Here is a 25,607-nt window from a genome sequence, read left to right on the forward strand (position 1 = left end):
TAAATTAATAGTTAACCGGAAGTATTTTCATATAGTCACTCAGCGGCATGTGTTCTATTTTTCGAAATGGAATATCCAGGTGTTTAACTTTAACTATCCTGGAAACCCTAAAGTCGCGGTATTCATTTCTTAAATGGCACCAGGCAATTAAATGCCAGTTGTAGGCGTAGAATATTAAACCAATGGCTTCTACCTCTCTGTTACTGCTTTCGCTACTGTTGTTCTTGTATTCGATTTCAATGATGCATTTGGAAGTAATTGCATTTTGGAGGCTGGAAAGATGCTCGGATTCATTTTTTACCCATTCTGGCAGCTGCAGTTTAATGTTGTGGTTAAGGTGCTCCAGTTTTTCTTTCTGTGATCCTTTAAGTACTGCTTTTACCTTGTTTAAAGCACTTCTGTAATGGCTGAGGATGGATTTATCGGCAAAACCCTCTACCAGCCGTTCCATAATCAATAGCGCGTTGGCTTCTTCTGAGTTAAAGGATACTGGCGGCAGAAAATATCCCTGTACAATGAAATATCCCTTTGGTTGTTCAAAGCTAATGGGGATGCCTTGTTCTGAAAGGGCTTTCACATCCCTGTAAACGGTACGGATACTGATGTCAAATTGTTCAGCAATTTTGTCTGCAGTCACATATTTTTTTGACTGAAGGAGAGTAAGTATTCCAAAAAGCCTGTCGATCCGGTTCATATCTGTTTATTGAGGTTACGCTTTACAAACATAATTATTTATTGATGCTTGTGAAAAATCCTTTTCTTTGCATTTATGGTATCTTATATTTCTGCTTCTTATGTCCATATGTTAAACGGTCCGCCGTTAAAAAATGGCGTACTTGGGCTTCTTCCAGACGGAACTATTGATGCGGTATTGACAGCAGATGAGGCGAGAGACCAACAAATAGCTGAAATTAAGCAATATGAAGGTATATTGGTTCCAGGCTTTGTAAATACGCATTGTCATTTAGAGTTATCACACCTTCGGGGCAGCATTGCACAGCATACCGGGCTTCCGCAGTTTGTGCAGACCGTGATGAAAATGCGTACCTCGGATGAATATGCGATAGATCTGGCAATGCTCCGTGCAGATATCGAAATGTTTGAGAATGGAATTGTAGCTGTTGCTGATATTTCCAATCAACTGGTATCAAAAAGTGCGAAGACCGGAAGCCCTACTTATTATCATACGTTTATAGAAACGATGGGTTTTAATCCGGCCACGGCTAAAGCATCCATTGGCAGGGCTATTGAGTTTAGAGACCAGTTTAATGACCAGCCGGTTTCTATTGCTCCGCATGCCCCTTATTCTGTTTCTGCAGAACTTTTTCAGGAAATTAAGCGCATAGCGGAAGAAACGGATGCGCTGGTTAGCATTCATAACCAGGAGACTGCTGATGAAAACCTGTTCTTTGAGCATAAGGAAGGAGCTTTTCTGGGTCTCTATGAATTTTTAGGTTTAGATATCGGGTTTTATCAGCCATCTGGCAAAACTTCTTTACAAAGCATCTTGCCTTTTTTATCTCCCAGGCAAAAGACCTTGCTGGTTCATAATACGTTTACAACTAAAGAAGATGTTTGCATTGCAGAAAGCACGCATGATCAGTTATACTGGTGTTTGTGTCCAAATGCGAATCTATACATAGAGAACAGGCTGCCTGACGTAAATATGCTTCGGGAAGCCGGACTCCGGATCACTTTAGGTACGGATAGCCTGGCCAGTAACAGCAGGCTCAGTATCTTTGCCGAGATGCAGACCTTATCGAAACATTTTGCTGTACCTTTAGATGAATTGATCCGCTGGGCTACGATAAATGGCGCGGCGTTTTTGGGGATAACTGAACGATATGGCAGTTTGGCCATTGGTAAACGGCCAGGGATCAACTTAATCGGGTTTACAGAAACAAATGGCATGCTGGTTTTGGGCGACTGGATGAAACGTTTATTTTAAGATGAATAGGATCAGGACACTTTTTGATATTGAATTCCCGATTATCCAGGCCGGTATGGTTTGGTGCAGCGGCTGGAAGTTAGCGGCAGCAGTGTCTAATGCCGGCGGGCTAGGCATTATTGGTGCGGGCTCTATGTATCCGGATGTTTTACGGATCCACATTCAAAAATGTAAAGCTGCAACCTCAAAACCGTTTGCGGTTAATGTTCCTTTATTATATCCCAATGTGTCTGAAATTATCCAGATCCTCGTAGAAGAGCAGGTAAAGATTGTCTTTACTTCTGCCGGAAACCCGTCAACCTGGACGGGCCACTTAAAGGAACGCGGAATAACTGTAGTACATGTGGTGGCAAATACTAAGTTTGCACTTAAGGCTGAAGCATGTGGTGCTGATGCCATTGTTGCTGAAGGTTTTGAAGCTGGCGGGCATAATGGGAGGGAAGAAACCACTACCTTGTGTTTAATTCCTTTAGTTAAGGAGGCCGTTAAGATCCCTGTAATTGCCGCGGGCGGAATTGGCAGCGGAAAAACAATGCTTGCTGCTGTTGCTTTGGGCGCAGACGGGGTTCAGGTAGGTTCTGCTTTTGCGGTTGCTGAAGAATCTTCTGCCCATATTAATTTTAAGAACCGGGTTGTTGCTGCTGCAGAGGGGGATACCCGTTTGCGGATGAAGAAATTGGTTCCGGTACGGCTGCTTAAAAATGAGTTTGCCGATCAGGTAGCCCAGGCAGAAGCTGAAGGGGCAGGAATTGAAAAACTGATGCAGCTTTTAGGCCGTTCAAGAGCAAAATTAGGTATGTTTGAAGGCGATATGGAACAGGGAGAGCTGGAGATTGGACAGGTTTCTGCCATGCTTACCGGCATAAAACCTGCAGCAGATATACTGAGCAGTATCTGGAATGAGTTCTTGTCAGAAAAAGAAAAGTTAAGTTTACTAAAGTTTTAATGGAGAGATCCAATTATCCAATATGGAAATAAGACACATCGATATAAAAATAACAGGGAAGGTACAGGGCGTTTCTTTCCGGCAGACTACTAAGGCGGTTGCCGATCAGATGGGTGTTCGCGGCATTGCACGGAATCAGAAAGACGGAAGCCTGTACCTGGAAGCTGAAGGTGACGATACGTTACTGGAGATGTTTGTGGAGTGGTGCCATGAAGGTCCCGACCGTTCAAAAATTGAATTGGTTGAAGTTACACCCGGAGAATTGAAGAACTATCGTAATTTTGAAATTATTAAAAAGTAAATGTCTGTAATAAAAAAGTTTTTAGGCCAGACTGCTGTATATGGTATTAGTACTGTATTTTCCAGGCTCTTTAATTTTATATTAACCCCGGTTTTTACCCGTGAATTTGCTTCGGGGGTTTATGGCATCTTTACGAAGATGTATGCCTGGGCATCACTTATTAATGCCATTCTGGCTTTTGGCATGGAGAGTACCTATTTCAGGTACCTGAACAAGCATGAAGATAAGAAGCAGGAGGTTTATAACAATTCTTTTTTGTGCATTGCGTTTATTGCGATACTCTTTCTGGTTACCGGGCTGATATTTGTTGGCCCGATCTCCGTTTATTTGTCTTCAAATGCCGAGCAGCTTGCTGATTACAGGCAGTATGTGCAATTCTTTATCTGGATCTTATTTGTTGATGCGATCTGTGTGATCCCTTTTGCAGGTTTAAGGGCTGCAAACAAGGCGTTTAAATATAGTCTGTTGAAGTTTATAAATATTGGCTGCTTTGTTGGCCTTAACTTGTTTTTCCTTTTCGTGGTACCTTTGATCATTAAGCACGATTGGCCAATGTCTGGCTGGATTGCTTCCTGGTATCAGGGTAAATGGGTGGGTTATGTGTTTATATCCAACCTGATTGCGAGTTTGGTTACGCTTGTCCTTCTGCTTCCTGAATTTTTAAAATTGCAGCTTAAATTTGACCGCGAACTGTTTGGAAAGATGTTCTCCTATTCCTGGCCAATCTTGGTAGCAAATCTTTCTTTTATTGTGAACGAAAACCTGGATAAGATCGTGCTGGGCGACTTGTTGCCTGATGGTATTTCTGATGAGGCTGTAGGGATCTATGGGGCGGTTTGTAAGATCGCTATATTCATGAGCATCTTTATTACGGCTTTCCGGCTGGGCGCTGAACCTTTCTTTTTCAGCTATGCAAAGCAGGCGGATGCAAAAAAGACATATGCTACTATCCTTCATTATTTTGTAATTGCACTGGCTTTATTGTTTGTTGCCCTGATTGCAAATATTGAAATATTGAAATCTTTCATCAGCAGGGACGAGGCGCATCTTGCTGAGTATTGGGTTGGTCTGCCTGCTGTTCCGTACCTGCTGTTTGGTTATGTCTGCCTGGGGATCTATATGAACCTTTCCATCTGGTACAGGCTTTCTGATCAAACCCGTTTTGGCTTGTACATTTCTGTTGCTGGTGCTTTGATCACGATCTCCTTAAATTTTATTTTGATTCCAAAGTACAGCTATATGGGTTCTGCATGGGTTTCTATGCTGGCTTATTTTGTGATGATGGTGATCTCTTACGTTTTGGGACAAAAATACTATCCGATACCCTATAACCTGAAACGGATTGTTGCTTATTTGCTTGTTTCTGTTATACTTGTTGTTCTTTCCTTTTGGGTGTTTAACAGAAATATTTATATTGGCAATGCCTTGCTGATTGCTTTCCTTGCCGGGGTATTTTACTTTGAAAAGGACGAATTGAAAACTTTATTATTTAAAAAATGAACATAAACATCATCAACAACTCCGGACACCCATTGCCTCAGTACGAAACCGCACATGCTGCCGGTATGGATATGCGCGCTTTTACAGAAACTGAAATCACCATTAAACCTTTACAGCGGGTTTTGATTCCAACTGGTTTACACATTGAACTGCCGGTAGGATATGAAGCCCAGATCCGTCCGCGCAGCGGATTGGCTTATAAGCACGGGATCAGCATTGTAAATTCACCAGGAACGATCGATGCCGATTACCGCGGAGAGATTAAAGTGCTATTGGTTAATCTTTCTGATACTGATTTTGTAGTGAATAATGGCGACAGGATTGCACAGATGGTTATTGCGAGGCACGAAACCATCAGCTGGTCTGCCGTAGAAGAACTAAGCGATACTGCCCGTGGTGCTGGTGGTTACGGACATACAGGAAAATAAACAAGATGACAAAAAGTAAGTGGTTTTTATTGTTTTTATTGACAGCAGGCTTGCCTGCTGCTGCACAGCAACCTGTTATTGGGGTTGTTGACAGTAATGCCATAAAAACACTTTTTTTTGCTGGATTAAGAGATAAACTTACCGAGAACTACCCAAAAGCAGCAGAAAGCTTTACAAAGATCCTGATGCTTGATCCGGATCATGCTCCTGCATATTATGAACTCGCCGGGCTTTATTACCGGCAGAATAAGCTGCCCGAAGCTGAGATGGCTATAAAAAAGGCGACAGCCCTAAATGCAGATAACCTGTGGTATTGGAGACTGACTTCAGAGCTTTATAAGCGTAAAAGTGATATGGATGCTTTGGTTTTAGTTTTTAATCAAATGATCCGGCTGGATCCGGAGAATGACTCTTTCTATTTTGACCGTTCTAATGCCTTGATGCTTGCCGGTAAAACGGAAGAAGCTTTAACAAGTTACAATGAGATTGAGCGCAAGTTTGGTTCTTCAGAGGCTTTGGTTCAAGCCCGGCAGCGGGCTGGTGGTGCTGAGCAGAAAGTGGTAAGCAAGGAGGTTGTTGATCAGTTGCTTGCTAAAGAAACAACGGACATTAAAGGACTTTTAGGCACCAGTACAACGCTGATAGAAAAAGGACAATATGCAGACGCCTTACCCTTGTTAAAAAAAGCCAAAGAGATAGATGCGGCTGATTTTGAAATTGATCTGGAGCTTGCTGATGTATACAAGGGTTTGAAAAACAATGCTGAAGCCCATGCTTCGTTGCGGTCTGCATTCAATAACCCGTTAATGCCGGCAGATCAGAAAGCCAAAATCATCATGATGCTGTTTGCAGGTGCTAAAAATCCACAGCGGATCAATGATGCCGCTGAGCTGGCACAGCTTGCTGTAAAATCTCATCCGAATGATCCGGACCTGCTTTCGTTATATGGCAGTATACTCGTTCAGCAAGAAAAGCTGACTGAAGCATTGGATCAACTTCTTAGTGTTTTAAAGCTAACGGATGACCGTTTTAAGGTTTGGGAGCAAGTACTGAACATACAAATTCATCAAAGTTCTTTTAAAGATGCGATAAAGACTGCAGACCAGGCACTTTCGATCTTTCCAAACCAGGGGGTCCTGTATTTTTATCTTGCCGTGGCACAGGAAGGCGAGCAGTTAAATAAGGAGGCTTTAAAAACGATTCAATCTGCCCTGCAATTAGATGGGGAGAATGCCGTTTATATGGAGTACTATGGGGATCTGCTATTTCTTACTGGCGATCAGTCCGGAGCGGTAGTACAGTGGAAAAAAGCAAAAGCTGCCGGGAGTACATCTGATAAGTTAAACCGAAAGATCAATGAAAAGAAATACATTAAATAAGCTGTTCTTTATTTTACTGGCTACTTTGGCGATGGCCTGTAAAACAAAAAAAGCAATAGTTACTGCCCCGGTTAAAACCGAGCCTGTTGCTGTTGATAGCCGTAAGGCAGACAATATCTTGTTGTTAAAAAGTAAGGACCTGTTGTTTACTACACTATCACTTAAAGCAAAGGCGAACCTTGATATTAATGGCAACACCAATAATGTGTCTATGAATATCCGGATGGAAAAGGGTAAAAGAATTTGGGTGAGCATTACTGCTTTTGCTGGTATTGAAGTTGCCAGGGCCCTGATTACACCTGACAGCATTAAGGTAAGGAATAATTTACAAAGCACTTATTTGAAAAAGCCATTTAGTTACGTACACCGGTTTACGGGTAAACCCGTGAACTTCCAGATGGTGCAAGCGCTCTTTTCGGGAAATACCATTACTGACCTGCTGGTAGAAGAATCTGATGTAGCGCAAGTGAATGGGGTTTGGCAAATAAAGGGTCAAAAGCAGGATCTGCTGTATCATGTTTTGTTTAATACCTTGTTAAAAGTTAAAGAGAGCAATTTAAGTGATGTGCGTTCTGGTCAGGCTTTGACTGCGGTTTATGATAATTATCAAAAGGTAAGCGATTTTTTATTTCCTTCAAATATGCGGGTCAACTCGATGGCAGGTACCCAAAAGATCAACATAAATCTTGATTTTACGAATATTGAGCGCAATGTTACCCTTGAATTCCCGTTTAATGTTCCGGGCAAGTATGAACTGGTTAACTAATTTTTTAATACTTTTGAGGCAATGAAGCTAAATAAATTACTTTTACTCGTATTATTCGTATTCTTTGGATCTGCTGTATTTGCTCAAAGCAGCAGTGCTGAACTCAAAAGACAAAAGGAAGCTTTACAGCGTAAAATTGATTTGCTTCAAAAAAATGCCGCTAAAGCTGCAAATAACAAAAAGCTTACCCTAACGCAGATCCGGTCGATCAATACAAAGATTGGTTTGATGCAGAGTAAGATCTCTGTAATCAACTCAGAAATTAAGAACCTGGATGTTCAGATCCATGAAAATACCAATACCGTACATACGTTAAAAGGACAGCTGGGTCAGTTGAAAAAGGAGTATGCCAATATGATCCGCTTTGCACAGCGAAACAGGGGGTCTTACGATAAGATGATGTTCATTTTTGCGTCAAGCGATTTTAACCAGGCTTATAAACGGATCAAGTACCTGCAGCAATTTGGGCAGTATCGTAAAAAACAAGCAGATTATATTTCTGGCAAGCAAAAGGACCTGAACTACAAGATCGTTGTTCTGGATAAAAACCTTAAAGAGAAGAGTAATTTACTGCACGAGCAGGAAGATGTAAAAAATAAATTGGGTAAGGATAAGTCTGCGCAATCCCAGGTGCTGAATAAGTTTAGTAAGGAAGAGCGTACGTATCGCCAGGATCTTGAGGTAAGCAGAAAGAGACAGGCACAGCTGGACCGGGAGATCCGTGCTGCAATTGCGCGGGATATTGCGCGTGATTTGGCCATAGCGAAGAAGAAAGCTGAAGACGAACAGCGTGCGGCAGCTGCAAAGGCCAAGGCTGAAAATAAACCAATACCTGTGGCTAAAGTGCCGAGCAGCGGCAATTATATTGCCCCAACGCCGGAATCTGCAAAGCTGTCTTCCGGATTTGAAGGCAATAGGGGCAGTTTACCGTGGCCGGTTGCGGCAGGTAATATTACCGAGCGTTTTGGTGTACATACGGTTGGACAAGCGAAGTACACGAATGACGGGGTTACGATAGAAACTACAGAAAACGCAACTGTCCGTGCAGTTTTCAATGGTAAGGTTACCCGTGTGATCAATAGCTATAACCGCGTTGTTATCTTAATTAACCATGGTCAGTATTATACCGTTTATCAGAATTTAAAATCTGCCAGTGTATCTGTAGGAGATAATGTGACTACAAAACAGGCAATTGGCGTGGTTGCTAATTCAGAGGATACGCCACAAATGCAGTTCCAGATATTCAGGGGTGCTGCCGCTCAAAATCCGGAGTCATGGATTTCAAATCGATAATTGCTTGTAAAATCGTTATATTTGTATATAATTAGTAAAAACAGAGAAGAAGATGTATAGAGGGACTATTATAGAATTCTTAAACATGGGTGGCGGTGAGATCATGCTCATTTTAGCCGTAGTACTTTTGTTATTTGGAGGTAAAAAATTACCGGAACTGGCAAGGGGACTTGGAAAGGGAATCCGTGATTTTAAGGATGCATCCGAAGGTGTTAAGCGGGAAATCCACCGTAACATTAATTCCGTAGGTATCGTTGATGATGTCGAATCGGTAATTAACGATACACGAAAAGACTTTAATCATTCTTCAGATGCTACTTTGGAGGAGCAAATGTATCCGAATAGCGTAAAAAGCACGATAGATTTCGATAAAAAAGATGCTGTTACTGAAAGTAACACTGAAGGAAACAGTAGAATTGAAACAGATAAAACACAACTTTAACTAAATCATTATGTTAAACACAACGATATCAGCCTTTCTAGGCGGACCAGAAATTGCAATCATTCTTGTTATTGTATTATTACTTTTTGGAGGTAGAAAGATTCCTGAACTGATGCGCGGCCTTGGTAAAGGAATTAAAGAATTTAAGGATGGAAAAGATGGTGCTGATGATGCTCCTGTAGAGCCTAAGCAAACCAACACCAACAAACCGCTATAGGTTTTATCATTCAATTTTTTAATTTTTAACGTTTTCCTGGTTTGAAGAAGTATAGCTCCTTAACAGAGATACAATCCCTTATTGATCAAAAAAAGCTTAGCTTACCAGAGTTGCTTGATCATTATTTTCAGCAAATAGAAATTCACAAACACCTCAATGCATTCAATGAGGTGTTTTTTTATTCTGCGGCCGAGCAGGCTAAACTGGTACAGCAAAAAATAGAAAACGGATCTGCAGGGAAGCTTGCAGGGATGGTGATCGGTATTAAGGATAACATTTCTTATAAAGATCATGAAGTTACGGCTTCTTCAAAAATGCTGGAAGGTTTCATTTCTCCATATTCTGCAACAGTAATTGAAAGGCTGATTGCTGAGGATGCCGTGATCATTGGTCGTTTAAATTGTGATGAGTTTGCCATGGGCGGCTCTAATGAAACCTCTTACTATGGCCCGGTAAAGAATGCGGCCGATCCTGAGCGTGTTGCCGGAGGATCATCTGGTGGTTCTGCGGTTGCTGTACAAGCTGATCTTTGTCTTTCTGCGCTGGGTACGGATACTGGTGGCTCTGTCAGGCAGCCTGCTGCATTTTGTGGCTGTATAGGATTAAAGCCAACTTATGGACGGATTTCAAGATACGGCGTAATTGCCTATGCTTCGTCATTTGACCAGGTAGGGACCATTACTTCTTCCGTTAGCGACGCTGCGCTGCTGCTGGAAGTTCTTGCCGGTGCGGATGAATATGACAGCACGGTTTCCAGAGCTGATGTTCCTCGATATACTGCTTCTTTAGGCAGGCCTGTTGGGAAAAAAAGAATGGCTGTTTTAAAGGAGACCCTGGATAGTGAAGCACTTGATCCAGCTATAAAAGCGTCTATCTTAAAAGCTATTGAAACATTTAAGGCCCAGGGGCATACTGTTGATTTTGTTTCTTTTGATCTGCTTGACTATTTAGTGCCTGCTTATTATGTGCTGACTACCGCAGAGGCCTCATCAAATCTGTCACGTTACGATGGGGTGCATTACGGTCACCGTAATCTGGAAGCCGCCAATTTAAATGATCTATATAAACAATCCAGGGCTGAAGGTTTTGGTGATGAGGTAAAAACAAGGATCTTATTGGGCACATTCGTACTTAGTGCGGGTTATTATGATGCGTATTATCAAAAGGCGCAGCAGGTACGGAGACTCATCCGGGAAAAGATGGAAGCGCTTCTTAAAGACTATGATCTGATCTTAACTCCGGTAACGCCTACGCCTGCATTTAAAATTGGTGAAAATCTATCTGATCCGCTGGTGATGTATATGGCTGATATTTTTACTGTCCTGGCATCCCTGACCGGTATTCCGGCCATAGCTATTCCATTGGGCAATAATAATGAAGGTTTGCCGTTAAGTATTCAATTGATGACCAGACACTTTGGAGAAGAAGCGCTATTGCAAATCTCCGGAGCCTTTTTGAATGAAAACTAAATAAAGACCTTATACTAGTAATTGCCTATGAAAATAAGAGTACACTTTTTATCGTATTGCATACTAACATTCATTAGCTTATCTACACTTAGCTTCTCTAAAACTCTGGCTCAGCAAAAAGAGCTTATTCTTACTGATACAACATCCGTGCCACTGCTGACTGAAATTCCCTTATTCAGCACGTACAATTTTGCTTATAAGAACAGGCTGGATTCGATTCAAAAGACTGTTTCCCTGAGCTATAATGAATTTGTACAGAAATACATTGACATTTACAGTACCCGTAAGGACATGATGGGTAAAATGCTCGGATTATCTGATTATTACTTTCCCATTTTTGAAAAGGCCCTTAAAAGTTATAATATTCCTGAAGAGATTAAATATCTGCCTATCATTGAATCGTCTATGAATCCACATGCGGTTTCCAGGGTTGGAGCTACCGGCTTATGGCAGTTTATGTTTGGAACTGCAAAAGGCTATGGTCTGAACATGGATAATTTTGTAGACGAAAGAAAAGATCCGATACAGGCCAGCTATGCTGCTGCTGCTTACTTTAGGGATGCCTATGAAGAACTTGGCGACTGGCTTTTGGCCATTGCGGCTTATAATTGCGGTATGGGTAATGTTAAGCGTGCCATGGAAAAGGCTGATTCCCGTGATTTCTGGGTGATCAGAAGATTTTTACCCAATGAAACACGAAACTATGTACCTGCATTCATTGCTGCGGTATATGTAATGAACTGTTCTGATAAGCATCAGATCACCTTACAGAAAGCGCCATTCTTAAAGAATACCGATACCATCCAGGTAACCCGGTTTGTTTCCATTCCTGACCTCGCTAAAGCACTTGATATAGAAGAAGATGTGCTATCCGGTTTAAATCCTTCGTATAAGAAAAAGATTATAAACGGCACAGCACTGCTGCCAAAGCGCATCATTCTGCCTAAGGTTAGCCTGGCAAACTTTGCACAGCTTTATGATCTGTTAAATACGGATGTAGCTGCGGATATGAAAATTGTACTGGCTTCTAATGACGACAGGAGACTGATAAAAAAAGCACTGCCAAAACCAAAAGCTTTATTCTTTTATCATAAAGTAATATCCGGCCAGAACCTGGGTGCAATTGCCAACAAATATCATGTTGAAGTGCAGGATCTAAAGGTCTGGAACAAGTTGAAGGGAACTACGATTGTGATCGGCCAGAAGCTGAAGGTTTACAATGCTGCGCTCGACAAATCTGTGGAAAGACCGCTGAAAGGTTAATGTTCCCAATGCCCTTTTTTGGCTATTCATTCTGTTCATTTTCACGTTTTTCGAATTTATATTGGTTATTGTGATGCCCTTTTTTTATTTTAAGGCTAAATAAAAGAATTGTAACTTTGATGCTTTACAATCGATGATTTTATGAGTAAAATTAACAGGAAGCAAGACGCTTTAGACTACCACTCGCAGGGACGCCCGGGGAAAATACAGGTTATTCCAACCAAGCCGACCAACTCTCAAAGAGACTTAGCCCTTGCCTATTCTCCTGGTGTAGCAGAACCTTGTTTAAGGATAGCTGAAAACAAGGATGATGTTTATAAATATACGGCAAAAGGTAATTTAGTAGCTGTAATCAGTAATGGTACCGCGGTTTTAGGATTGGGTGATATAGGTCCGGAAGCGGGTAAGCCTGTTATGGAAGGTAAAGGCTTGCTGTTTAAGATCTTTGCTGATATTGATGTTTTCGATCTGGAACTTGATACTAAAAATGTTGATGACTTTGTTAAGATCGTAAAAGCCCTTGAACCCACTTTTGGCGGGGTTAACTTAGAAGACATTAAGGCTCCTGAATGCTTTGAGATAGAGCGCAGGTTAAAGGAAGAAATGAACATTCCTGTGATGCATGATGACCAGCATGGTACGGCAATAATTTCTGCTGCCGCGCTGATCAATGCCTGCGAATTACAGAAGAAGAAAATTGATAAGATTAAGATTGTAGTAAACGGTGCCGGCGCTGCTGCTATTTCCTGTTCACGTCTTTACGTTTCGTTAGGTGCCAAAAAGGAAAATATTGTAATGTGCGACCGTACCGGTGTGATCCGTGATACCCGGTCAAATCTGGATGCGATTAAGGCTGAATTTGCTACGTCGAGGAACCTGAATACCCTGGAAGAAGCCATGAAGGACTGCGATGTTTTTATTGGTCTTTCTTCTGCCAACTGTGTGACGTCAGATATGCTGAAATCAATGGCAAAGAATCCGATCGTATTTGCTATGGCAAATCCTGATCCTGAAATTGCTTATGAACTTGCCATCAATTCCCGCAAGGACCTGATTATGGCTACCGGACGTTCTGATTATCCAAACCAGGTGAATAATGTTTTGGGTTTCCCCTATATTTTTAGAGGTGCCCTGGATGTAAGGGCAACCAGCATCAATGAAGAGATGAAGATTGCTGCGGTAAAGGCCATTGCTGAACTTGCAAAAAAATCTGTTCCTGAGGCTGTTAACATGGCCTATAATGAGAAGAACATTAAATTTGGTAAGGAATATATCATTCCTAAGCCAATGGATATGCGGCTAATGACCAATGTATCTGCCGCAGTAGCGAAAGCCGCAATAGATTCTGGTGTGGCCCGTAAAATTATTACCGATTGGGATGCTTATACGGAAGAGTTAAAACGAAGACTTGGTGGTGACGACGCGATTATGCGTGCAATTACCAATAAGGCTAAGTCTGACCCTAAACGTGTTGTTTTTGCAGAGGCAGATAATTATAAGATCCTTAAAGCGGCCCAGATCGTTAAGGATGAGAATATTGCGATCCCTATTTTGCTGGGTAACCGGGAGATCATCAAAAGGATTATTGAAGAGAATGCATTGGATCTTGAAGGTGTTGCCATTATGGATCCTTTTGAGGAGCCCGAACGCATGGATAAATATGCCAATGCCTTGTATCAAAAGAGGCAAAGGAAAGGGATCACCCTATTTGAAGCAACTAAATTATTGAGGGACCGGAACTATTTTGGTTCTTCTATGGTTGAATTTGGTGAAGCTGATGCGCTGATTTCCGGGCTAACAAAAAACTATGCTTCTACGATTAAGCCTGCATTGCAGGTTATTGGAACTGAGGCAGGGGTAAACCGTGTTGCGGGAATGTACATGATGATGACCAAGAAAGGTCCTGTGTTTTTTGGTGATACCACTGTCAATGTAGACCCTACTGTTGAAGAATTGGTAGACCTTACCCTGCTTTTAGAGCGTTCGGTCCGCAAATTTAACATTGTACCGAGAGTAGCGTTACTTTCTTATTCTAACTTTGGCTCTAACGAAGGGATTATTCCGGAAAAGATGCGCAAAGCAGTTAAGATCTTACATGAAAAGCATCCTGATGTTATTGTTGACGGCGAGATGCAAGGTAACTTTGCGATCAATAGTGAGTTGTTAAAGGATAACTTTCCATTTAGCAGCCTTGTTGATGCGCCGGCAAATACATTGATCTTCCCCAACCTAGAGTCTGGCAATATTGCCTATAAATTATTACAGGAACTTGGAGAAGCTGAAGCTGTAGGACCAATCTTATTGGGTTTAAAGAAACCGGTACACATTGTACAATTGGGCAGTTCTGTTCGGGAAATTGTAAACATGATTACCATTGCTGTATTAGATGTACAGGGAAAAGAACAGGATGTAAATCCTAAAAGAGGTGGTCTGTTAAAGAGAATTTCAAAATAATAAGAGATGTACGACTATATTGATGGTAAGTTAGCCTTTAAATGCCCTGCATATATTGTAGTAGAAACCGGTGGAATTGGTTATCACATTAATATATCTTTAAATACATACAGTAGTTTAGCCGATGCCGAGCGCTGTAAAGTTTACGTATGGCTTTCGATTAAAGAGGATGCACATACTTTGTATGGTTTTGCAGATGAAGGCGAGCGGAGGCTTTTTTTACACCTGATCTCTGTTTCCGGGATTGGGCCTAATACTGGCCGGATGATGCTTTCGTCCATTACGCCAAATGAAATTCAGTCGGCTATTGTGAATGCCGACCTTCCGCTGATCCAGCGGATCAAAGGTATAGGTGTTAAATCTGCACAACGACTCGTGTTAGAACTGCAGGATAAATTAAAGAAAGAAGGTTCGGGATCGCTGATCTCGGCACCATTAAATAATACGGTTAAAGAAGAAGCATTATCTGCTTTAATGATGCTTGGTTTTGCAAAGCCGGCTTCAGAAAAAGCACTGGAAAATGCCGTCAAAACTGGTGGCGCAGATCAGTCTGTGGAGCAAATGATAAAGTTGGCTTTAAAGAATTTATAACTCTTACCTTGAAAAAAATACTAACGCTGGCCCTTTTTATTGTCACTTGTTTTGGCAGTATACGGGTTTTCTCACAAGTGGTGCCGACAAGAACCAAACCGGACTCTTCAAAAAATACATTTGGGATCAAAGAAAAACAACGATTAGGGATTAGGCCTTTGTCTACTCCTTTTAGTCCGTTGCCCGGTAACATCAAGACTGAAGTTGAATACGATGCGCTAAACAAACGGTATGTGGTTAAGCAAATGCTTGGCAACCGGATGATCTCCCTTCCGCAATACCTGAGCATCGAAGAATATCAGCGCCTGATCAGCAGTGAGATTAAACGTGACAACTGGCGCATGCTTTCTAATCAGGAGATTGAAGATGTAAGGAGAACAGGACTGATTCCCAGCTTAAAAGTTAACAGTAAGGCCTTTGAGCGCATCTTTGGAGGTACAACGATTGATATTCAGCCACGTGGTGAAGCTGAACTTACTTTTCTTGGAAGGATCAATAAGAATGAAAACCCATTGTTTAATGAGCGCCAGCGTGTTCAGGGGAATTTTGATTTTAACCAGCGCATCCAGATGGATGTGATCGGTAATATTGGTTCTAAGCTGAAGATCAATATGAATTACAATACCGAAGCCCAGTTTGACTTTGAAAATCAGGTAAAGCTGGAGTATACCGGTGGTGAAGATGACATCATCAAAAAGATTGAGGCTGGTAATGTGAGCTTACCGCTAAATACAACCCTGATCAATGGTACGCAAGCACTTTTTGGTGTTAAAACCCAGCTTCAATTTGGCAAGCTGAGTGTGAATACCGTATTTACCCAGCAGAAGTCACAATCCAGGGAAATACAGATCAGTAATGGTGCCCAGCAAAATGAGTATCGCATTAGTGGTGACAATTACGAAGCCAATAAGCATTACTTTTTAGCACAGTACTTCAGAGATAATTACAACAAGACCTTATCCAATCCACCAACCATTACTTCTGGTGTAAATATTACCAAGATTGAAGTATGGATTACCAATAAAACTGGAAATACACAAGACTCCAGGGATGTACTTGCGTTTATTGACCTTGGTGAAAACAGGCCGTACAATACTGCGCAGGTTAGTGGTGCCGGGTACTCCGCATTTCCATCGGGCTTTTCGAACCCGCAATTTCCAAGACAATCCAATAACCTTTTGGAGAATTTGCCTGTTGGTGCCCGTCAGACCAATTCAAATGATGTGATCTCTTATTTTCAGGCGAATGGCGGCACAGACAATTTTGCAAAACTGACCTATGCCAGGAAACTTGCCGACAGAGAGTATACCTTTCATCCTAAATTGGGATATATCTCTTTAAATAATGCGCTAAATACAGATGAAGTACTTGCTGTTGCCTACCGGTACACTTATAATGGGGTTGAATACCAGGTTGGTGAGTTCTCTACTGATGTTGCCTTTGACCAGGCTACACCGCGGGTATTGTTTGCTAAGCTCCTGAAGAATGAAACCACTAAAACGAATTTACCTACCTGGGACCTGATGATGAAAAACATCTACTCTATTGGAGGGTATCAGATCAGTCAGCAGAATTTTAAGCTGGATGTTTACCGCATAGATGAGCAGACCGGAATTGAACGGCCTGTGATCAGTGAAGGTGAAAAGCTGGATGCTGCCAACCGTCCGCTGAGAGATAAAATGTGGCTGCAGGTAGTCGGGCTAGACCGTTTAAATCAGCAGGATGAATTGAAGCAGGATGGGATATTCGATTTTGAAACGGATAACCAGCCCTTTAATTCCAATATGAGTACAAATAACCCAAATTCTTCCGGCGGAAGTACTGCGGTATTGCTCACCAATACTAAAAATGGATACATTACGATTGATCCTTTAAACGGACGCATTATTTTCCCATTGATAGAACCGTTTGGGAAAGATCTTGCAGACCAGTTTTTACCTTCAGAACAGGCGTTTATAGATAAGTATACCTACACTGCGCTTTATGACTCGACCAAGGTTATTGCACAGCAGTTGTTTACGAGGCAGAACCGGTATATTATTAAAGGAAATTACCAGTCGGAGATTTCATCAGAATTCAGCTTGAATGCCATAAATGTTCCTGAAGGTTCTGTAAAAGTATTCTCCGGTACAATTCCGCTACAGGAGGGGATCGATTTTACGGTAGATTACCAGGGTGGAAGGGTAAAGATTTTAAATACAGCCTTACTGCTTTCTGGTCAGCCCATCCGGATCTCTACCGAGAATAATGAGCTTTTTGGATTGCAGCAGCGTTCGTTATTTGGTACGCGTCTGGATTATAAGGTAAATAACAAACTAAATCTTGGAGGTACTTTCATGAACCTTACCGAGAAGCCATTGACACCTAAGGTTAACATTGGCGAAGAGCCCATCTCCAATACCATTTGGGGTATGGATGTAAACTACAGTTCTCCTTCGAGGTTCTTAACCAAATTGGTGGATAAGCTGCCATTAATATCTACCAAGGCGCCTTCTAATCTTACCTTTTCGGGAGAGTTTGCCCAATTGATTCCCGGACATCCCAGTGCGCTGGATTTTGCAGGTAAAAAAGGAGGGGTGAGTTACCTGGATGATTTTGAAGCCTCGAGGTCGATCATTGATCTGAAAAGTGCGGTTGCCTGGCAATTGTCCGGAACGCCGCAGTTGTTTCCAGAATCTCAATACATTGATGATTTAAGGTATGGTTTTAACAGGGCACAAATTGCATTTTATAATATTGACCCTACTTTTTACAATAGAGGGGTTAGCAACATCCCAACGAGCTTAAGAAACAACCGTACAGAATTGTCTAATCATTATGTTCGTGAGATTATAGAGCAGGAGGTTTTTCCATTTAAGGAGATCAGCACCGGCCAGGCAGTTACCTTGCCTACATTAGATGTTGCATTTTATCCAACCCTGAGGGGCCCTTACAACTATTCAACTACTGGCTTTAATGCGAATGGAACGTTAACAAATCCACGTTCCAGATGGGGTGGTTTATTTAGAAGGATAGAAACCAACGATTTTGAAGCGCTGAACATTGAGTTTATAGAGTTGTGGGTAATGGACCCAAATATTTATAAACCTACCTCTGCTGGCGGTGATCTTTATTTTAATATTGGAAACATTTCTGAAGATATTTTAAGAGACGGGCGTAAATCATTAGAGAATGGTTTGCCTGCTGATGGTGACCTGTCTAAATTTGATGAGACCAATTGGGGAAGGGTGCCAAAGCTGCAGCCGGTAGTTCAGGCATTTGACAACGATCCTGCTGCAAGAAGAATTCAGGATGTTGGCCTTGATGGACTATCAAATGCCGATGAGAAGACAAAATTTGCGGCACTGATCAGTCAGATTAAAGCACAATTAAATCCTGATGCTGCCGCTGATCTTGACAATGACCCTTCATCAGACGATTATTCCTATTACCGGAGTGGTGCCCTTGACCAGGCCAATGCGGGCATATTGAAACGTTATCAGCGTTACAATGGTACTGAGGGTAACTCAAAAACACCACAGCAATCTCAGGAAGATTTTGGCGTAGAGAATTCTGCCTCTACTTCTTTACCCGATGGGGAAGATATTAACAGGGACAATAACATGACCCAGTCTGACGAGTATTTTCAATATAAAATTTCTATGCGTCCGGCTGATCTGATGGTTGGGCAGAACTTTATTACAGACAAGATCACTTCGCAGGTTAAACTCGCTAATGGGCAAACACAGCCTGTTACCTGGTACCAGATTCGCATACCTTTGGCCCAGTACCAGCAAAAGGTTGGAAATATTCAAGACTTTAAGTCTATCCGGTTCATCCGCATGTTCTTAACCAACTTTGCTGATACTACGGTATTAAGGTTTGGTAAGATCCAGCTTGTTCGTGGCGAGTGGCGTCAATATAATGCGAACAATGATGCGGCGCAGGTTATCGTTGATCCGGCAATCCAACCTGTAGGCGCTGATAACTCAACCATTGAGATCGCTACCGTAAATATTGAGGAGAATGGTAAACGGACACCAATACCATATGTTGTTCCGCCAGGCATTGAGCGTGAGCGCGACTTCACAAATTACCGTGGTGATACGAGACAAAATGAACAGTCTTTATCGGTTATTGTAAGAAACCTGAGGGATGGTTATGGCAGGGCAGCGTTCAAAACAGCCATCAATGATTTCAGGTCGTATAAACATTTAGAGATGTACATTCACCTGGAGGCATTGGGCAATTCGACCTTGAATGACAATGACCTGAGTGCTTTTTTAAGAATCGGTACGGACAATCAGGATAATTACTATGAATATTCACAACCGCTAAAGGTTACTAATCCCGGAACCAGTGATCCGTATGCGATATGGCCGGATCAGAATAAGCTGGATATAGAACTGGAGTTGTTTCAGAAAGCCAAGCTTGCGAGAAATTCAGCCATGCTTAGTGGACAGCCATGGCCAATTAATGTCCCTTTTAATTTTATTGTTGACGGTAAGACCATCACCATAAAGGGACAGCCGGATATGAGCAAGGTTCGGGTATATATGATGGGGGTTAAAAATCTATTGCGTAATGGTGCCAATCCGCTGGATGATGATGGCCTTGATAAAAATGCACAGGTTTGGTTTAATGAGCTGCGGTTAACAGAATTTGATGAACGCGGCGGATGGGCCGCCACGGCAAGAATGAATGCACAGCTGGCTGATTTTGCAGATGTTAATGTATCGGCGAGCAAATCAACCATTGGTTTTGGATCACTGGAGAAAAGAGTGAGTGAAAGAAACCGGGCTGATAATGTGTTTTTTGACATCTCATCCAGTATGGAGCTTGGCAGGTTCCTGCCTAAGAAGGCTGCCGTTAAAATACCGATGTATGTAAGTTATTCCAGCCAGGTAAGTACCCCTCAGTATGATCCGCGTACGCCAGATATTGAGTTGAAAACTGCGCTGGATGTAGCCACTAAGGCAGAGAAGAAAGAGATCCTGAATTATGCACAGGATTATACTACCCGCAACAGCATTAGCTTTACCAACGTACGTAAAGAACGCACGGATATGGAGAAAGCACCAAAGGTTTGGGATGTAGAAAACCTGAATGCCAGTTATGCCTATACCAAATTTGCACACCGTGATTTTATTAACCAGAGCAATATCCAGCAGACCTATCGGGCATCACTGGCCTATAATTATGCCGGACAATCTAAAAGCTATGAACCTTTTAGTAAGCTGATCAAATCGAATACCTTAGCTCTGCTAAAAGAATTTAACTTTAGCCTGCTTCCTAGTTCCATCAATTTCCGGATTGATCTGGATCGGTATTATTCGGAAAATACGCTGAGGAATAATGATCCAAACAATGCCATCCCCATCAACACCACGTTTAACAAAAACTTCCTGGTTACACGTGTCTATGGCATTTCCTGGAATTTGACACGTTCTATGAAAGTAGATTTTGATGCCACCAATTATTCCATCATTGATGAGCCAGATGGAAAGATTGAGGGCATGAAGCGGGATACGGTATGGCAAAATTTAAAACGCCTGGGGAGAACAACAGATTACACGCACAATTTAAATGTAACCTATAACCTGCCAATCAACAAGATTCCGGGATTGGACTGGATGACGGTTACTACACGGTATGGAACCAATTTTAACTGGCAGACCGAGCCTCTTTCTACCCTGAGAAACCCTTTGATTGATATGGGTAATACGATCCAGAATTCCAGGATCGTTCAGTTAAATCCTAACCTTAACCTGACCAGCCTGTACAATAAATTTGGCTTTGTAAGAAAGTCTGCCGCTACCGGCGAAAAGCAGTCGGGTTCCGGCTTACTGGTTGGTTTACTGACGAGTGTTAAAAATGTGGCTGGTGCCTTTACACAAACTAAGGGGATCTTTTTACCAGGCTACCTGCCTAAAACAAATTATCTGGGTCTTGACAATATTACCGGTGCACCAGGCCTGGGCTTCGTTTTAGGAAGCCAGCGTGATATCCGGGAAATCGCTTTAGCCAATGGATGGATCACTGCTGATACACTGCAATCACAACTTTATATCAATACACTGAGAGAAGACCTGAGTTTTACCAGTTTAGTAGAACCGATCAAAGACCTTACTATTAATTTAACAGCTAATAAAAACAGGACCTTAAACTATTCTACAAATTTTAGGTACGACAGTAATGCCGGGAGTTTCCAAAACCTGAGTCCATTTACGTCCGGTGATTACAGCGTTTCCTTTATCTCACTGGGTACTGCCTTTTCAGAAAAATCAGGGGGAACGATGTCCAAATTGTTTAACCAGTTTATGAACAACAGGCAGATCGTGTCTCAGCGTTTGGGGGCACAGAATACCAACTCATCAGGTATTGTTGGTGGTTTTGCCGATGGTTATGATAAGAATTCACAGGATGTACTGGTGTCTTCATTCCTGGCGGCATATACCGGCAAGGATGCATCTAAATCAAGCCTGAACTCCTTTCCTAAGATCCCTTTACCAAACTGGCGGATCAATTACAGGGGGTTGACCCGTATTGCGTTTCTTGCCGATAAATTTAATTCGGTTGAGATCAGGCATTCTTACCGGTCTGTTTACAGCGTTAATAATTTCAATTCGCTGATCCGGTATCAGGAAACAAACGGGAAGGTAAGCAGCAGGGATGTGAGCGGAAACTTTATGCCTGCTTATCAATATAGCCAGGTTACCATTGCAGAACAATTTTCACCACTGATTGGTGTTGATACCCGTTTAAAAAATAACATGACTGCTAATTTTGAACTGGGAAGATCCAGACTATTGGGCTTAAGTCTGTCCAACAGTCAGCTGGCGCAGCTGACAGAGAATAATATGGTATTCGGACTTGGATACCGCACCAATAAGTTCAGGTTTCCATTTGGCTTGTTTAAACAGGTAAAAATGGATAATAATATGGACTTTAAACTGGATGTGGCAATACGGGACAATAAAACCGTAATCTATCGCGCCGACATTACTGAAGCTGAAGTTTCATCGGGTGCAAAGAACATAACGTTAAGACCTAGTGTAGATTACATTTTAAACCAGCGGTTTAATGTTCGTGTTTTCTACGATTCAAACATTACAAAACCTTATACCTCACAAACTTTTAATACTTCTTTCAGTAATTTTGGATTTAGTTTGCGGATTACGCTGAATTAGGATTGTTATAAAGACCCAGAATAATTACCTTTGAGCCGTTCAGCTCCAGAGCTTGGGCGGCAAAGAAATAAACTAAAAAACATAAACTTAGACAAATGAATTTTCCATCAGAATTAAAGTACACTAAAGACCACGAATGGGTTAAAATTGAAGGTAACGAAGCTTATATAGGCATTACTGATTTTGCACAACGTGAATTGGGTGATATCGTTTATATCGACATCAATACCGTAGGAGATGAAGTAGGTAAGGATGATGTTTTTGGAACTGTTGAAGCAGTTAAAACCGTGTCTGATCTTTTTATGCCGGTAACTGCTACTGTATTGGAAACCAACGCGGCACTAAATGATAACCCTGAGCTTGTAAACTCTGATCCTTATGGACAAGGATGGATGGTTAAAGTTACCCTTTCAAACCCTGCTGATGTTGATGGTTTATTGGATGCTGATGCTTACAAAGCCCTTGTTGGTGCTTAATTAATGAATATATTTAAAGGATTAAAATATCAGATATGGTCTGTTTTGTGGACCATTATCATTATCATATTCTGTACGATAAGAATGCCTGACACCAGTGGTTCAGGCATTACTTTTTTTGAGGGCTTTGATAAACTTGCCCATCTCGGGTTCTTTTATGTACTTACCATTCTGTTATTTTTTGGTAAGATCAGACAGCAGCAAAGTTATAGCTTTAGAATGATCACGATCCTGAAGATTGTGTTCTTAACAGGTTTGCTGGGTGCAGGAATTGAGCTTATACAGGCAAATGTATTTACGTACCGTTCTGGTGATCTGTGGGACCTTACCTGTGATATGCTGGGTGTTTTTATGGGCGTTTTTAGTTACATTCTTTTACATAGATCCAATTACAATGAAAAGAGGAGTTAAGGTGGTACTTTTATTTGCACTGGTTTGTACGTTAACCAGCTGCAGCATATTTAGTCCGGGCTGTAAATGTCCAAAGGTGAGTTATAAAAGTTACCCGGGCAAATAAGGTTTTGCGTATTTAAAGCACGTTTTATGATGCTGGTTAGACACCTTTATTTGGAATTATTATGAATTAAGGGTAAATTGCCGGACACATAACACGTATACAGATGAGACTTTCGGAGTTAAAGCCGGGTGAAAAGGGAACCATAGTTGAGTTTACAGATCTGGAAATGTCTGTTAAGCTGATGGAGATGGGCTGCCTGCCAGGAGAGATTGTGGAAGTAGAACGTTTTGCCCCGCTCGGTGATCCTATTGCGATCCGTGTAGCAGGTTATCAGCTTTGCTTACGTAAAAATGAGGCATCTGTGATTATAATTCAATACTGATTTGGCGAAACATATAAAAATTGCGCTGGTTGGAAATCCTAATACCGGTAAATCAACCTTATTTAACCTCCTTACTGGTTTAAATCAAAAGATAGGAAACTTTCCAGGCATCACAGTAGATAAGAAAATAGGCTATTGTACCCTGGCAGATAGCCGCCAGGCTGAAGTGGTTGACCTTCCGGGAACCTATAGCCTGTATCCTAAAAGTAAGGATGAACGGATTGTATTCCAGGTGCTTGCAGATCCGAAAAACCCCAGCCATCCTGATGTTGTTGTTTTAGTGGCTGATGCAACAAATCTTAGAAGAAATTTATTGGTATATACGCAGGTAGCTGACCTTGGCCTGCCGGTTATATTGGCGCTTAATATGACCGATATGGCTAAAAAGGAAGGAATTGACGTTGATGTCAATAAGCTATCTGAGCGCTTGGGCATACAGGTTGTTGCCATCTCTGCCAGGAGCAACTTTGGACTTGCTGCATTAAAAGACGCATTGAGCAACGCAACTGCCATTGCTACACAAGTTCATGGTGCCGATATGAATGTGCTGGCACCGGGTGCCATTGATCAGGTTAAGCACCTGCTAAAAATTGACAATGATTATCTGGCACTGCAGATCCTTCATCAGCATGAATTTCTGGATGTGTACACTGTTGAGGAGCATGCGGGTATTGAGCAAATAAAAGCATCTGCTGGTTTTGAAAGTTCCAGGATCCAAACGGAAGAAACCATCTCCCGGTACCGCTACCTGGGAACGGTACTGACCGGGGTTGTTAAAGATACCGGTGCAGAGCGAAAGTTCATTTTTAGTGATAAACTGGATGCTGTACTTACCAATAAATTCTGGGGCTTCCTGATCTTTATTGCCATTTTATTCTTTGTCTTTAACTCGATCTTTTCGTGGTCGTCCTACCCGATGGACCTGATCGAATCTGCTTTTGTTACCCTCACTGAACTGGGGCATAAATACTTGCCCAACGGGATCCTGACTAATCTGCTATTGGATGGTGTTGTGGCCGGACTTGGCGGTGTAGTGATCTTTATACCACAAATTGCAATCCTGTTTGCCTTTATTTCTATTCTTGAGGATAGTGGTTATATGGCAAGAGTTACGTTTATGATGGATAAGATCATGCGTAAGTTTGGGCTTAGTGGTAAATCTGTAGTGCCAATGATTGGAAGTTTGGCCTGTGCCGTTCCGTCAATCATGAGTGCCCGGAATATAGAAAGCTGGAAAGACCGGATCATCACCATTATGGTGGCACCATTGGTAAGCTGCTCTGCACGGTTACCTGTATATACATTATTGATCTCTCTTGTTGTGCCAGAAAAGATGGTATGGGGCTTTATAAACCTGCAGGGTCTTACCCTGATGGGGATGTACCTGATCAGTATTGTTGCTGCAGTATTTGTGGCATTTATCATGAAGTTTTTGATCAAGGCCAAAGAAAAGTCTTATTTTATCATGGAACTTCCGGTTTACAGGATGCCGCGGTGGACTAACGTGTTGTACACGATGTACGAGAAATCGAAAACCTTTGTATTTGAAGCCGGTAAAGTGATCATTGCCATTTCCATTATTCTTTGGGTACTGGCCAGTTATGGTCCGCCTTCACGTTTTAAAGCCATAGATGATAAATATGCTGCAATTGAAGCTCAAAAGGACAGTACTCAGATCAGCACGCTGGAGCGGGACCGGTCTGCAGAGAAGCTGGAAAATTCTTATGCTGGTATTTTAGGTCATGTAATTGAGCCTGCCATTAAGCCCTTAGGATTTGACTGGAAGATAGGAATTGCGTTAATTACTTCTTTCGCTGCCAGAGAAGCCTTTGTTGGCACAATGGCAACGATCTATAGTGTAGACAGCGATGAAGAAGTTGCTACCATTAGAAATAAAATGCGCAGTGCGAGAAATTCAGAGACGGGCTTGCCGGTATTTACGTTTGCTACTGCATTCTCTTTAATGTTGTTTTATGCATTTGCCATGCAGTGTATGAGTACAGTGGCTATTGTTTACAGGGAAACAAAGTCCTGGAAATGGCCGGTCATCCAATTGGTTTACATGACCGTTATGGCATATATTGCGAGTTTAATTGCCTATCAATTGTTAAAGTAATTTAGTTATC

General features: G+C 41.8%; 20 protein-coding genes. 19 read left to right on the top strand and 1 reads right to left on the bottom strand.

The genetic code is table 11. The features are described from left to right. Positions 1-4: 4 nt before the first annotated feature. Positions 5-694, bottom strand: coding sequence for a helix-turn-helix transcriptional regulator (locus tag ATK78_RS10800; protein WP_133576096.1), 690 nt, complete (start codon positions 692-694; stop codon positions 5-7). 75 nt (positions 695-769) lie between these two features. On the opposite strand from ATK78_RS10800, the gene ATK78_RS10805 reads away from it, so the two are divergent. The 19 genes from ATK78_RS10805 to feoB all read left to right on the top strand — a co-directional run bounded on the left by ATK78_RS10805 (position 770) and on the right by feoB (position 25,597). Continuing rightward, entirely contained in the window at positions 770-1,948 is a 1,179-nt protein-coding gene (locus tag ATK78_RS10805; RefSeq protein ID WP_133576097.1) for an amidohydrolase family protein, read from the top strand. A gap of 1 nt (position 1,949) precedes the next feature. Next, on the top strand, positions 1,950-2,894 hold the full coding sequence (locus ATK78_RS10810) for an NAD(P)H-dependent flavin oxidoreductase (RefSeq protein WP_133576098.1): 945 nt from the start codon (positions 1,950-1,952) through the stop codon (positions 2,892-2,894). Between the two features lie 22 nt (positions 2,895-2,916). Then, a complete protein-coding gene (locus ATK78_RS10815) occupies positions 2,917-3,195 on the top strand; it encodes an acylphosphatase (protein WP_317126199.1) in 279 nt (92 codons plus the stop codon). Then, positions 3,196-4,695, top strand: coding sequence for a lipopolysaccharide biosynthesis protein (locus tag ATK78_RS10820; protein ID WP_133576099.1), 1,500 nt, complete (start codon positions 3,196-3,198; stop codon positions 4,693-4,695). Continuing rightward, positions 4,692-5,123: a dUTP diphosphatase gene (gene dut, locus ATK78_RS10825; RefSeq protein ID WP_133576100.1), complete on the top strand. Its 432-nt coding sequence runs from the start codon at positions 4,692-4,694 to the stop codon at positions 5,121-5,123. The genes ATK78_RS10820 and dut overlap by 4 nt, the downstream gene beginning before the upstream one ends. A gap of 5 nt (positions 5,124-5,128) precedes the next feature. Beyond that, positions 5,129-6,502: a tetratricopeptide repeat protein gene (locus tag ATK78_RS10830; RefSeq protein WP_133576101.1), complete on the top strand. Its 1,374-nt coding sequence runs from the start codon at positions 5,129-5,131 to the stop codon at positions 6,500-6,502. Further along, positions 6,480-7,268, top strand: coding sequence for a DUF4292 domain-containing protein (locus tag ATK78_RS10835; protein ID WP_133576102.1), 789 nt, complete (start codon positions 6,480-6,482; stop codon positions 7,266-7,268). Before ATK78_RS10830 ends, ATK78_RS10835 begins: the two co-directional genes overlap by 23 nt. A gap of 21 nt (positions 7,269-7,289) precedes the next feature. After that, positions 7,290-8,561 carry a murein hydrolase activator EnvC family protein gene (locus ATK78_RS10840; protein ID WP_133576103.1) on the top strand — a complete coding sequence of 424 codons (1,272 nt, stop codon included), beginning with the start codon at positions 7,290-7,292 and terminating at the stop codon, positions 8,559-8,561. A 52-nt stretch (positions 8,562-8,613) separates the two neighbouring features. Then, complete coding sequence (gene tatA / locus ATK78_RS10845; RefSeq protein ID WP_133576104.1) at positions 8,614-9,003, top strand: twin-arginine translocase TatA/TatE family subunit; 390 nt, start codon at positions 8,614-8,616, stop codon at positions 9,001-9,003. Between the two features lie 10 nt (positions 9,004-9,013). Continuing rightward, on the top strand, positions 9,014-9,220 hold the full coding sequence (locus ATK78_RS10850; protein ID WP_133576105.1) for a Sec-independent protein translocase subunit TatA/TatB: 207 nt from the start codon (positions 9,014-9,016) through the stop codon (positions 9,218-9,220). 41 nt (positions 9,221-9,261) lie between these two features. Continuing rightward, the gene (gene gatA, locus ATK78_RS10855; protein WP_133576106.1) at positions 9,262-10,689 is read left to right on the top strand and encodes an Asp-tRNA(Asn)/Glu-tRNA(Gln) amidotransferase subunit GatA; all 1,428 of its coding nucleotides are present in this window, start codon (positions 9,262-9,264) and stop codon (positions 10,687-10,689) included. A 27-nt stretch (positions 10,690-10,716) separates the two neighbouring features. Continuing rightward, a complete protein-coding gene (locus ATK78_RS10860) occupies positions 10,717-11,952 on the top strand; it encodes a lytic transglycosylase domain-containing protein (protein ID WP_133576107.1) in 1,236 nt (411 codons plus the stop codon). A gap of 141 nt (positions 11,953-12,093) precedes the next feature. Beyond that, positions 12,094-14,406, top strand: coding sequence for an NADP-dependent malic enzyme (locus tag ATK78_RS10865; RefSeq protein ID WP_133576108.1), 2,313 nt, complete (start codon positions 12,094-12,096; stop codon positions 14,404-14,406). A 6-nt stretch (positions 14,407-14,412) separates the two neighbouring features. After that, the gene (gene ruvA, locus ATK78_RS10870; RefSeq protein ID WP_133576109.1) at positions 14,413-14,997 is read left to right on the top strand and encodes a Holliday junction branch migration protein RuvA; all 585 of its coding nucleotides are present in this window, start codon (positions 14,413-14,415) and stop codon (positions 14,995-14,997) included. Positions 14,998-15,005: 8 nt separating this feature from the next. Continuing rightward, on the top strand, positions 15,006-22,166 hold the full coding sequence (gene sov, locus ATK78_RS10875) for a T9SS outer membrane translocon Sov/SprA (RefSeq protein WP_133576110.1): 7,161 nt from the start codon (positions 15,006-15,008) through the stop codon (positions 22,164-22,166). A 95-nt stretch (positions 22,167-22,261) separates the two neighbouring features. Beyond that, complete coding sequence (gene gcvH, locus ATK78_RS10880; protein ID WP_133576111.1) at positions 22,262-22,642, top strand: glycine cleavage system protein GcvH; 381 nt, start codon at positions 22,262-22,264, stop codon at positions 22,640-22,642. Positions 22,643-22,645: 3 nt separating this feature from the next. Then, on the top strand, positions 22,646-23,053 hold the full coding sequence (locus ATK78_RS10885; RefSeq protein WP_133576112.1) for a VanZ family protein: 408 nt from the start codon (positions 22,646-22,648) through the stop codon (positions 23,051-23,053). 209 nt (positions 23,054-23,262) lie between these two features. Continuing rightward, positions 23,263-23,481 carry a FeoA family protein gene (locus ATK78_RS10890; RefSeq protein WP_133576113.1) on the top strand — a complete coding sequence of 73 codons (219 nt, stop codon included), beginning with the start codon at positions 23,263-23,265 and terminating at the stop codon, positions 23,479-23,481. Position 23,482: 1 nt separating this feature from the next. Then, positions 23,483-25,597 (top strand): ferrous iron transport protein B, encoded by a 2,115-nt coding sequence (gene feoB / locus ATK78_RS10895; protein WP_133576114.1) that lies wholly within the window; start codon positions 23,483-23,485, stop codon positions 25,595-25,597. Positions 25,598-25,607: the final 10 nt, after the last annotated feature.

This window comes from Pedobacter metabolipauper, from assembly GCF_004362715.1.
In the GTDB taxonomy this organism is placed as follows: Bacteria; Bacteroidota; Bacteroidia; order Sphingobacteriales; family Sphingobacteriaceae; genus Pedobacter; species Pedobacter metabolipauper.